This window comes from Bacillus sp. NPDC077411 (genome assembly GCF_044543425.1).
Classification (GTDB): domain Bacteria; phylum Bacillota; class Bacilli; order Bacillales; family Bacillaceae_G; genus Bacillus_A; species Bacillus_A bruguierae.
Map to the genome: position 1 here is coordinate 44,831 of NZ_JBITWA010000028.1, position 9,952 is coordinate 54,782.

A 9,952-nucleotide genomic window follows, 5' to 3' on the forward strand; every position below is an offset into this window, starting at 1 on the left:
ACTTGTATCGGAAATGAGGAAATAGAATGCTTGTAAAGCTTGGGTATGTTGCGATGAGTGTGCATGTCAAGGATGCTTCTCCTTCGCAAACAATGACGTATACACAGTTTCAGCGAATACAAGACCGAGAAGCGGCAATTAAAAAATTAGAGAGGATTTCTAATTCTAATTTGGAGAATTGTTTACGGTTGTTAAAGCATAATTATGGACATGATATTTCATTCTTTCGTTTAAGTTCGAAATTAATTCCTCTGGCAAACCATGAGGCATTGTTAGGGTGGGATTATATAAAGCCTTTGCAAGAAAATTTGCGGAAAATTGGAGAATACGCAAAACAAAAAGGAATGCGAATTGACTTTCATCCAGATCATTTTGTTGTTTTAAATTCATTGCGTCCACCCATTTTAAAGCAGTCCCTAAAAACATTAAAAATGCATGGGAAGTTACTACAGGGAATGGGAATCGATAGAACGCATCGTTGTGTTTTACATGTTGGCGGTGCATATGGGGATAAAGAACAAGCGCTAGAACAATTTATTGAAAATTGGTCGCTTGTTCCAGCGTGGATTCAAAAGATGATTATGCTAGAAAATGATGACACAACATTTTCTTTAAAAGAGACGCTATACTTAGGGGAAAAACTTGGAATCCCGGTAGTTTTTGATCTACATCATCATATGATGAATCATGATTTAGACGAATGGGAAACCCACTGGGAACGTGTTGTGCAAACGTGGGAGCAATCCCCTTTGTCGATTAAAATGCATATTTCGAGTCCGCGAGAAGGGAAGGATCCGCGGGCGCATGCCGATTTTATTGATTCTGATTATTTCATTTCTTTTTTGCAATATATAAAAGGAAGTGTTCCGGAAATTCACTGTATGATAGAAGCGAAACAAAAAGACGAAGCTCTCTTACGGTTGATGAGGGATATGATAGGTAAGACGGGAGTGGAGATAATAGATGGTGCAAGCTTTTGGGTGAAATAAGCTTATGCACCATCTGTTTTTTTTATGAATAATGGTCCTAAGCAAGCTCCTGTAAGTAATCCGGCTAGATGGCTAATTGAATTTGTTGTTGGATCAAGAAATGTAAATGCAAGGAGAATAAATAAAATGATAACAAAGAGAAGAATTTCTTTTCTTCTAGTAGGCTGAAATTGCATATAGAATAGGTAAAGCTGCACTCCTAGTAGTCCGAAAATAGCACCAGAAGCTCCTGTATGAGTATATTGGGGCGAAAATAAAAAGTAAGAGGCAATATTTCCGGTGATTCCAGACGTAAGAAACACAAATAAAAATCGAATGCTATGAAGTTGTTTTTCTAATGAAAATCCAAGCGCAAAGCAGCAGATGCTATTGGATAGGAAATGAGAAAATGTTGTATGAACAAATAATGGAGAAATGAGTCGCCACCATTCTCCGTCAGCTATACACTCGTTACAGGCGATTCCGGTAGATAAGCTCTTATTTCCTACCAATAGTAAAACAAGTTGTATAAAAAGTAGTGCCGTAGTAATCGGAGGGAAAGAAGAAAATGAGTATTTTAATGGAGTATTCATATTTACACTCCTTTTGCTGTTAACGTATTGTCTGTTATTCTTACAATATGAAAGTGAGAGAGAAAATAGAAGGAAGGAAGGAACGGAAGGATATGATTGTAGGAGTTGGAATCGATATTATTGAAATTGAAAGAATTGAAAAGATGATAGAAGGGCAACCGAAATTTATAGAGCGTATTTTAACGGAAAATGAGCGTCAAGTGGCATACACGTTAAAAGGAAAGAGACGTAGTGAATTTGTTGCAGGGCGCTTTGCAGCGAAAGAAGCGTATTCGAAAGCGCTTGGTACTGGAATTGGAAAAGAGGTTAGTTTTTTGCATATTGAAATTATGAATGATGAAAGAGGAAAACCTCTTTTGCTTGCGAATACAAGTTATACTATCCATCTTTCGATTAGCCATAGCCGAGAGTTTGCGGTAGCGCAGGTTGTTTTAGAAAGCCCGTCAAGCTAGTCTGCATATTTCATCTCCTTGTCTCATATATTTGAGTAGCGTTAAGGAAGAGGTTTTCTTCCACTTACTTATTGAGGCAAAGGGGCTGAACGTATGAAAAGGCGGCTATTTTTGTTTATTGTCGGTTTGTTGACCGTTTTTCTGTTAGCAGGTTGCATGGAGAAGAAGAAAGAAGATGTTGTGCAAGATTTGAATGAAAGAGTAAAAGACATGAAAAGCTATCAAGCCGAAGCGAAACTATCGATTAAAACAGGAAATGAACCACAAGTGTATGATGTTGAAGTTTGGTATAATAAACCCTCGTATTACCGAGTTAATTTAAAAAACGCAAAGAAAGATCAAAGTCAAATTATTTTACGAAATGATGAAGGTGTGTTTGTTCTTACTCCATCTTTAAATAAAAGTTTTCGCTTTCAAAGTGATTGGCCGCAAAATAGCAGTCAAGCATATTTATATGAATCACTTGTAAGGGATATTTTGAATGATAAGGACCGTTCGTTTAAGAAAACAGACAAATATTATGTGTTTGAAACAAAAACAAACTATCATCATCAAAATATGTTGCCAAGGCAACAAATTACATTTAATAAAAAAGATTTATCGCCTGTTTCGGTGAAGTTGATGGATAACGATCAAAATGTTCTTGTGCAAGTAGATTTTTCGAAAGTAAAGTTTGATGCGAAATTTGATAAAGGTGCATTTGATACGAAGCAAAATATGTCTAGAGCACAAGTAGATATACAAACGGCAGCTCAACAAGAAAAACCATTAGCTGTTTTGTACCCAAGTGATACACCACAAGGCATGACTTTAAAAGAAGAGAAAGAATTTAATGAAGATAATGGAAAACGTAGCATTCTCACGTACACTGGTAATAAGAAGAGTTTTACATTAATACAAGAAAAGGCGAAAGTAGCACCAACTATTGCTATGCAAAGTGTAAGCGGGGAGCCTGTTGATTTAGGTTTCACTATTGGGGCATTAACAAAAGATTCTGTTACATGGTCACATAATGGGGCGGAGTATATGCTTGTATCAAAAGGTTTGAAACAAGAAGAATTATTAATGGTAGCACGCTCTGTGACTCAGAAACAAGTAAAGTAAACAACTAAGACGTGGTGACTACAGTGTACACCACGTTTTTTAGCACGTTTTAATTTATCCCGCTTTAACGGGCACTCAAGATGCAGAGAGAAACAAGGAAGCTAGATGGGGGATAAAAAAACCCCCACTGATGGAAGTTTCACTTTATTGATAAAAATTTTTATGTAATCTGATGAAATAAAGGTGAGAAAAAAGTGAATATAAAAGAATAAGCTTTGCATATCGTATAAAGGAAGTGTTTTTTCTAGATGGAAAAATCGCCATTTTATCGTGATACGTGGATCGAGGTAAACTTAGATGCGATTTATGAGAATTTAACTCGTATTAAGTCTATTATCCCGAAGGGTGTAGAGATTTTTGCTGTTGTGAAAGCAAATGCATATGGTCATGGATCAGTGCAAGTTGCAAGTGCAGCATTAGCGGCGGGGGCAACAAGGTTAGCGGTTGCTTTTTTAGATGAAGCTTTGGTTTTGAGAAGAGCTGGAATTAAATCGCCTATTTTAGTATTAGGTCCTTCACGTCCAGAAGATGTTAATGTGGCAGCGGAGAATGATGTTACATTAACTGTATTTCAAAAAGAATGGATAGAAATAGCGAAGAAGGTGTGGTGTTCTTCAGATTCATTACATTTTCATCTTAACTTCGATAGTGGGATGGGGAGAATTGGAATTCGTGAAAAAGATGAATTGAAAGAATTTCTAAAGAGTCTACAAGGTGCTCCCTTTCTTAAGTTTGAAGGAGTTTATACTCATTTTGCAACAGCTGATGAAGTAGTAACAACTTACTTTGATAAGCAGTATAATACTTTTTTAGAACAATTAAGCTGGCTAAAAGAATTTGGAGTGAATCCAAAGTTTATTCATACAGCTAATAGTGCGACAACTTTACGTTTTCAAAGCATTACTTTTAATGCCGTCAGAATAGGAATTGCGATGTATGGATTGACTCCATCTATACAGATCGGCCCTTTTTTACCAATTAAGCTTGAACCGGCATTGTCTTGGCATACAACGGTTATGCATATAAAACAGGTGATAAAAGGTGATGGTATTAGTTATGGCGTCACTTATCGAACGGAAAAAGAAGAATGGATTGCTACATTGCCCGTTGGATATGCTGATGGTTGGTTGCGTAGGTTGCAGGGACTTAAAGTTCTTGTAAATGGTATAAGAGTGCCAATTGTGGGGAGAATTACAATGGATATGCTGATGCTTCACATGCCGTATGAAGTACCGCTTGGGACAAAAGTCACTATAATTGGAAGACAAGACGATCAGTATATTAGTGCTACTGAGGTTGCAGAGTATTTAGGGACAATTAATTATGAAGTGATTGCAACGATTAGTTTTCGTATTCCACGTGTATATGTGAAAAATGGAAAAGTTGTAGAGGTGGTAAATTATTTGAGTGATATATAAAAGGGGCTTCCGGAGTTTAAATGTACGCTTATAATAGCAATGTTTTTTACTAGATGGCAATTTGCGAAACTCGCTTTAGAAGAATAACATAGAAAAGTACAGGGAAATGAATGTTTTATTTCCAAGTTGGAAAACATAAAACAAGACATTAGGAAGTCTTTGCAACAGGCCCTATACAATGGTATTATTACAATAGGTGTCATATATGTGTGTGTAGTTGACGGTGGAGGTGTATTTTTGTGTCCGAATCAAGTGTAACTACTGAAATCGTTGTTCGGTTGCCGAAACAAGTGGTAACAGAATTAGACGGAATTGGAAAACAAGAGAATAAGAATCGCCATGAACTTATTTGCCAGGCAACACAATTGCTATTGCGCCAACATAAAACGAAGAAGCGCTACCAGCATGAATCAATGAGACGTGGGTACATTGAAATGGGAAAAATCAATCTTGGTATTGCATCTGAAGCTTTCTTAGCAGAGTATGAAGCAGCTCATACAGTAGAACGCTTAGTTAGCGGGGGGTAATCTTTTGATTGTAAAACGCGGCGACGTGTATTTTGCAGACCTTTCCCCAGTTGTTGGTTCTGAGCAAGGAGGCGTTCGTCCGGTTCTTGTCATTCAAAATGACATTGGGAATCGCTTTAGTCCTACTGTAATTGTGGCGGCCATTACTGCACAGATTCAGAAAGCAAAATTGCCCACCCATGTGGAAATCGATGCAAAAAAGTATGGATTTGAGAGAGATTCGGTTATCTTGCTCGAACAGATTCGAACAATCGATAAGCAGCGCTTAACGGACAAAATCACTCAGTTAGATGATCTGATGATGAATCGTGTAGATGAAGCTCTGCAAATTAGTCTAGGACTGATAGATTTTTAGTTCAACGTTGAAGTTGCTCTCTTTTAAGAGCAACTTTTTTTATTATTGAAGGAGGTTTTGTTGCAAATGGAAATGGTAGATAACCGCCAAGAATTAATGAAAATGTTAGCGAAAGAATTGAATTTTTCAGAGAAGCAAGTTCGTCATGTTATTGAGTTAACAGAGGAAGGTAATACAGTCCCTTTTATTGCTCGTTATCGAAAAGAATGGACAAATTCGTTAGACGAGGTGCAAATTCGTTCGATTTTAGAAAGATGGCAATATATCACTCAGCTTGAAAATCGTAAAGAAGAAGTGTTGCGTTTAATTCATGAAAAGGGAAAGCTTACAGAAGAATTGCGTCGTAACATTGTATCTGCAACAAAACTACAAGAAGTGGAGGATTTATATCGTCCATATAAAGAAAAACGAAGAACAAAAGCGACAATTGCGAAAGAGAAGGGATTAGAACCTTTAGCAGATTGGCTATTAACGTTTGCGAAGGATGATGTGCTAGAAAAAGCAAAAATGTTCGTAAATGAGGAAAAAGAAGTCCAATCACCAGAAGAAGCACTGCAGGGTGCAAAAGACATTGTTGCGGAATATGTGTCCGATGAAGCATCTTATCGTAGTTGGATTCGTAATACTACCTTTAGAAAAGGAACGATTTCAGCAGTTGTAAAAGATGAAGAAAAAGACGAAAAAAATGTATATGAAATGTATTATGGCTATGAAGAGCCGCTGCAAAAGGTTGTTCCTCATCGTATATTGGCTATGAATCGCGGTGAAAAAGAAGAAATTTTAAAAATAACAATTGTGCCTCCAGTTGAAGAAATTCTTCAATTTTTACATAAAAAAGTAATTCATAATTCATGTGCTTCAAGTACTTCTTATGTACAAGAAGCGATTGAAGATGGTTATAAGCGTTTAATTCAACCGTCTATTGAAAGGGAGATTCGTAAAGAGTTAACAGAAATAGCGGAAGAACAAGCGATTCATATTTTTTCAGAGAACTTACGGAATTTATTGTTGCAGCCACCGATGAAAGGGAAAGTAGTATTAGCTGTAGATCCGGCGTATCGTACAGGATGTAAACTTGCGGTTGTAGATGATACGGGCAAAGTGCTTCATATTGATGTCATCTATCCGCATCCACCTGCTCAGAAATATGAAGAAGCGAAAAAGAAATGTATTTCAATTTTAGAAAAGTATGAAGTAGAAGTAGTTGCAATTGGAAATGGTACGGCTTCTCGTGAAACGGAAGAATTTGTAGTAGATGTACTACAGGCGGCTGTGCGTGATGTGTTTTATATTATTGTCAATGAAGCTGGTGCAAGTGTGTATTCTGCATCAGATTTAGCGAGAGAAGAGTTTCCTAATTTACAAGTTGAAGAAAGAAGTGCAGTTTCCATTGGAAGACGTTTGCAAGATCCGCTTGCAGAATTAGTGAAGATTGATCCGAAGTCTGTTGGTGTGGGACAATACCAGCATGATGTGTCGCAAAAACGGTTGAATGAATCATTAACGTTTGTTGTTGAAACAGCTGTAAACCAAGTTGGAGTGAACGTAAATACGGCTTCGGTTTCCTTGCTGCAATATGTTTCTGGTTTATCAAAAACTGTTGCGAAAAACATTGTAAAAAAACGTGAAGAGAGCGGGAAGTTTACGAAACGTGCTGAACTGAAAGATATACCGCGCTTAGGTGCAAAGACATATGAACAATGTATCGGTTTTCTACGTGTAGTAGAAGGTGAGAATCCGCTTGATCGAACGAGTATTCATCCAGAGCAATATAAGAATGTGGAGTTATTATTGAAAAGTTTAGGATTATCTATTACAGATGTTGGACAACCTCATTTGCAAAAATGTTTAGAGGAAGTAGAAATCTCCTCGTTATCAGAGCAAATAAACATTGGCGAACCTACGCTGCGCGATATTATTGATGCCCTTATTCGTCCAGAGCGAGACTTACGTGATGAATTACCAAAGCCGCTTCTTAAAAAAGGTATCTTAAAACTAGAAGATTTAAAACGCGATATGGAATTGGAAGGTACAGTTCGGAATGTTGTTGATTTTGGTGCTTTTGTAGATATTGGTGTGAAGCAAGATGGATTGGTTCATATTTCTAAAATGAGTAAGCAGTTTGTAAAACACCCATTAGATATTGTTTCTGTCGGACAAATTGTAAAAGTGTGGGTCGATGAGATTGATATGAAAAAGGGACGCGTCGCCTTATCTATGCTGCCGACAGAAGGCTGAAAAAATGAATGATTGGGTGCCGCGCCTATGAATAACTTTTCTATTAGTTGAATGAAAGGGGAGTGGAATGTTAGTCCGCTCCCTTTGTTTACTAAGGATGTTGCTTTTTTTTATAAAAAAACCAGCATTCGTTAAGTAATTTAATTTGATAGCGGTTTTTTTCATAATAAGCACGCCGCATTTGTTTGCGAAGCCATGCTGGCATATGAATCCCTCCTTTTACAGGAATGAGGATGGGTATATGTACTATTTAATGTATGCATGAGACAAAAAAGACGTGTAGATTTATTTTTATGGGTAGGAGAGATAAGGATGCGTGAAATAGATATTCAGGGATTAGTGGAGGAAGTATCGATAAAATATTTTGCGAAACCTTTTTTGCATGAAGCAACATTTAATAAACGTTTACGTACGACAGGCGGACGGTATATATTGGGGACACACAATATAGAATTAAATTATCGTTATTATCAAACTTATGGAGAAAAGGAATTAATTGCAGTAATTAAGCATGAGCTTTGTCATTATCATTTACACCTTATGAGAAAAGGGTATCAACATAGGGATAGGGATTTTCGTGAGTTGTTGAATAAGGTAGATGCGCCGCGTTTTTGCAAAAGAATCCCCGATGAGAGGAAAGAGAAGAAACAATACATATATGTTTGTTTATCGTGTGGTTTTCAATATATAAGAAGGAGAAGAATGGATACAAATCGCTACGTTTGTGGAAAGTGTAAAGGGCGTTTGAAGTAGGTAAAAAAACACCTTGACAGTTAAAAATCAATCCAGTATATTATAAACATGTCAGCTCACTACAAGACATTGTAGGAAGTGCTTGACTTGTAAAATGATTTTTTATAAGATAAAAAATGTCTTTTTTATTCCGCAGTAGCTCAGTGGTAGAGCTATCGGCTGTTAACCGATCGGTCGTAGGTTCGAGTCCTACCTGCGGAGCCATATAATATAGAGAAGTACCCAAGTGGCTCAAGGGGCTCCCCTGCTAAGGGAGTAGATCGCTTACGCGGTGCGAGGGTTCGAATCCCTTCTTCTCTGCCATAATTTTGGCCCGTTGGTCAAGTGGTTAAGACACCGCCCTTTCACGGCGGTAACACGGGTTCGAATCCCGTACGGGTCACCACTTCGGAGGATTAGCTCAGCTGGGAGAGCACCTGCCTTACAAGCAGGGGGTCGGCGGTTCGATCCCGTCATCCTCCACCATATAAAATAATGAATAGTATCATCGCGGGGTGGAGCAGTCTGGTAGCTCGTCGGGCTCATAACCCGAAGGTCGCAGGTTCAAATCCTGTCCCCGCAACCAAATGGTCCCGTGGTGTAGTGGTTAACATGCCTGCCTGTCACGCAGGAGATCGCCGGTTCGACCCCGGTCGGGACCGCCATTTAAACTTCTAATAGATGGAAGTTGTTTTTTTTGTTAGAGGGTATGATAGAATGTATTTCTTCACTGAAAAATCTTGTGAAGCGAATTTAAGTGATATCCACAAAGATGTTAATTTATTCGATTAAATCGATGGGCTATAGCCAAGCGGTAAGGCAACGGACTTTGACTCCGTCATGCGCTGGTTCGAATCCAGCTAGCCCAGCCATTTAAGAGCCATTAGCTCAGTTGGTAGAGCATCTGACTTTTAATCAGAGGGTCGAAGGTTCGAGTCCTTCATGGCTCACCATTTATTTTGATTTCGCGGGTGTGGCGGAATTGGCAGACGCACCAGACTTAGGATCTGGCGCCTTTGGCGTGGGGGTTCGACTCCCTTCACCCGCATATGCGGTCGTGGCGGAATGGCAGACGCGCTAGGTTGAGGGCCTAGTGGGGGCAACCCCGTGGAGGTTCAAGTCCTCTCGGCCGCACCAAAAAAGAAATAAAAAAAGTGCTTGCATTAATCTTACCACCATGGTATATTAATAAAGTCGCAAAAAACAAACAACATACATTAAGCGCCCGTAGCTCAATTGGATAGAGCGTTTGACTACGGATCAAAAGGTTAGGGGTTCGAGTCCTCTCGGGCGCGCCATTTACGGGAAGTGGCTCAGCTTGGTAGAGCACCTGGTTTGGGACCAGGGGGTCGCAGGTTCGAATCCTGTCTTCCCGACCATGCGGGTGTAGTTTAGTGGTAAAACAAGAGCCTTCCAAGCTCTGGTCGAGAGTTCGATTCTCTTCACCCGCTTTTAGTTCTTTGAAAACTGAACGAAACAAACAACGTGAAACGTCAATTTTTATTTATGATGCTAGACAAACTTTATTGGAGAGTTTGATCCTGGCTCAGGATGAACGCTGGCGG

10 protein-coding genes and 13 tRNA genes are annotated in these 9,952 nt (G+C 38.7%); 21 read left to right on the forward strand and 2 right to left on the reverse strand.

Annotated features, from left to right (window positions below; translation table 11 throughout):
- The first annotated feature begins 26 nt into the window (after nucleotides 1–26).
- The gene (gene uvsE, locus ACIGHG_RS23210) at nucleotides 27–989 is read left to right on the forward strand and encodes a UV DNA damage repair endonuclease UvsE (protein WP_336473922.1); all 963 of its coding nucleotides are present in this window, start codon (nucleotides 27–29) and stop codon (nucleotides 987–989) included.
- Nucleotides 990–991: 2 nt separating this feature from the next.
- On the opposite strand, the gene ACIGHG_RS23215 is transcribed toward uvsE, so the two are convergent.
- Complete coding sequence (locus tag ACIGHG_RS23215) at nucleotides 992–1,561, reverse strand: rhomboid family intramembrane serine protease (RefSeq protein ID WP_336473923.1); 570 nt, start codon at nucleotides 1,559–1,561, stop codon at nucleotides 992–994.
- 92 nt (nucleotides 1,562–1,653) lie between these two features.
- Between ACIGHG_RS23215 and acpS the strand changes: the two genes are divergently transcribed.
- From acpS to ACIGHG_RS23245, 6 genes are all read left to right on the forward strand, one after another.
- Nucleotides 1,654–2,013, forward strand: coding sequence for a holo-ACP synthase (gene acpS, locus ACIGHG_RS23220; protein ID WP_396550744.1), 360 nt, complete (start codon nucleotides 1,654–1,656; stop codon nucleotides 2,011–2,013).
- Between the two features lie 156 nt (nucleotides 2,014–2,169).
- Nucleotides 2,170–3,117, forward strand: coding sequence for a LolA family protein (locus ACIGHG_RS23225; RefSeq protein ID WP_336473936.1), 948 nt, complete (start codon nucleotides 2,170–2,172; stop codon nucleotides 3,115–3,117).
- Between the two features lie 248 nt (nucleotides 3,118–3,365).
- Nucleotides 3,366–4,535 (forward strand): alanine racemase, encoded by a 1,170-nt coding sequence (alr, locus tag ACIGHG_RS23230; protein ID WP_336473925.1) that lies wholly within the window; start codon nucleotides 3,366–3,368, stop codon nucleotides 4,533–4,535.
- Between the two features lie 239 nt (nucleotides 4,536–4,774).
- Entirely contained in the window at nucleotides 4,775–5,062 is a 288-nt protein-coding gene (locus ACIGHG_RS23235; protein WP_000004571.1) for an antitoxin EndoAI, read from the forward strand.
- Between the two features lie 4 nt (nucleotides 5,063–5,066).
- Nucleotides 5,067–5,417: a type II toxin-antitoxin system endoribonuclease NdoA gene (ndoA, locus tag ACIGHG_RS23240; RefSeq protein ID WP_020063273.1), complete on the forward strand. Its 351-nt coding sequence runs from the start codon at nucleotides 5,067–5,069 to the stop codon at nucleotides 5,415–5,417.
- A 66-nt stretch (nucleotides 5,418–5,483) separates the two neighbouring features.
- Complete coding sequence (locus ACIGHG_RS23245; RefSeq protein WP_336473926.1) at nucleotides 5,484–7,655, forward strand: Tex family protein; 2,172 nt, start codon at nucleotides 5,484–5,486, stop codon at nucleotides 7,653–7,655.
- 91 nt (nucleotides 7,656–7,746) lie between these two features.
- Here the strand turns inward: ACIGHG_RS23245 and cmpA are convergent, their stop codons facing one another.
- Complete coding sequence (cmpA, locus tag ACIGHG_RS23250; protein WP_020063275.1) at nucleotides 7,747–7,860, reverse strand: cortex morphogenetic protein CmpA; 114 nt, start codon at nucleotides 7,858–7,860, stop codon at nucleotides 7,747–7,749.
- A gap of 107 nt (nucleotides 7,861–7,967) precedes the next feature.
- On the opposite strand from cmpA, the gene ACIGHG_RS23255 reads away from it, so the two are divergent.
- The 14 genes from ACIGHG_RS23255 (at nucleotide 7,968) to ACIGHG_RS23320 (ending at nucleotide 9,838) form a co-directional block, all read left to right on the forward strand.
- Complete coding sequence (locus tag ACIGHG_RS23255) at nucleotides 7,968–8,408, forward strand: SprT family protein (protein ID WP_336473927.1); 441 nt, start codon at nucleotides 7,968–7,970, stop codon at nucleotides 8,406–8,408.
- Between the two features lie 129 nt (nucleotides 8,409–8,537).
- A tRNA-Asn gene (locus ACIGHG_RS23260) sits at nucleotides 8,538–8,612 on the forward strand.
- An 8-nt stretch (nucleotides 8,613–8,620) separates the two neighbouring features.
- Nucleotides 8,621–8,711: transfer RNA gene (locus ACIGHG_RS23265), tRNA-Ser, on the forward strand.
- A gap of 7 nt (nucleotides 8,712–8,718) precedes the next feature.
- Nucleotides 8,719–8,793, forward strand: a tRNA-Glu gene (locus ACIGHG_RS23270).
- A 4-nt stretch (nucleotides 8,794–8,797) separates the two neighbouring features.
- A tRNA-Val gene (locus ACIGHG_RS23275) sits at nucleotides 8,798–8,873 on the forward strand.
- 23 nt (nucleotides 8,874–8,896) lie between these two features.
- A tRNA-Met gene (locus ACIGHG_RS23280) sits at nucleotides 8,897–8,973 on the forward strand.
- Between the two features lie 3 nt (nucleotides 8,974–8,976).
- Nucleotides 8,977–9,052: transfer RNA gene (locus tag ACIGHG_RS23285), tRNA-Asp, on the forward strand.
- Between the two features lie 132 nt (nucleotides 9,053–9,184).
- Nucleotides 9,185–9,259: transfer RNA gene (locus tag ACIGHG_RS23290), tRNA-Gln, on the forward strand.
- Nucleotides 9,260–9,264: 5 nt separating this feature from the next.
- Nucleotides 9,265–9,340: transfer RNA gene (locus ACIGHG_RS23295), tRNA-Lys, on the forward strand.
- Nucleotides 9,341–9,354: 14 nt separating this feature from the next.
- Nucleotides 9,355–9,435, forward strand: a tRNA-Leu gene (locus ACIGHG_RS23300).
- Between the two features lie 3 nt (nucleotides 9,436–9,438).
- Nucleotides 9,439–9,524: transfer RNA gene (locus ACIGHG_RS23305), tRNA-Leu, on the forward strand.
- Nucleotides 9,525–9,608: 84 nt separating this feature from the next.
- Nucleotides 9,609–9,685 (forward strand) — tRNA-Arg (locus ACIGHG_RS23310).
- A 4-nt stretch (nucleotides 9,686–9,689) separates the two neighbouring features.
- A tRNA-Pro gene (locus ACIGHG_RS23315) sits at nucleotides 9,690–9,766 on the forward strand.
- 1 nt (nucleotide 9,767) lies between these two features.
- Nucleotides 9,768–9,838 (forward strand) — tRNA-Gly (locus ACIGHG_RS23320).
- Nucleotides 9,839–9,952 lie beyond the last annotated feature (114 nt).

Bases quoted from the DNA above. Each gene is read 5' to 3' on its own strand.
- uvsE (WP_336473922.1), top strand. From the start codon at position 27: ATGCTTGTAAAGCTTGGGTATGTTGCGATGAGTGTGCATGTCAAGGAT.
- ACIGHG_RS23215 (WP_336473923.1), bottom strand. From the start codon at position 1,561: ATGAATACTCCATTAAAATACTCATTTTCTTCTTTCCCTCCGATTACT.
- acpS (WP_396550744.1), top strand. From the start codon at position 1,654: ATGATTGTAGGAGTTGGAATCGATATTATTGAAATTGAAAGAATTGAA.
- ACIGHG_RS23225 (WP_336473936.1), top strand. From the start codon at position 2,170: ATGGAGAAGAAGAAAGAAGATGTTGTGCAAGATTTGAATGAAAGAGTA.
- alr (WP_336473925.1), top strand. From the start codon at position 3,366: ATGGAAAAATCGCCATTTTATCGTGATACGTGGATCGAGGTAAACTTA.
- ACIGHG_RS23245 (WP_336473926.1), top strand. From the start codon at position 5,484: ATGGAAATGGTAGATAACCGCCAAGAATTAATGAAAATGTTAGCGAAA.
- cmpA (WP_020063275.1), bottom strand. From the start codon at position 7,860: ATGCCAGCATGGCTTCGCAAACAAATGCGGCGTGCTTATTATGAAAAA.
- ACIGHG_RS23255 (WP_336473927.1), top strand. From the start codon at position 7,968: ATGCGTGAAATAGATATTCAGGGATTAGTGGAGGAAGTATCGATAAAA.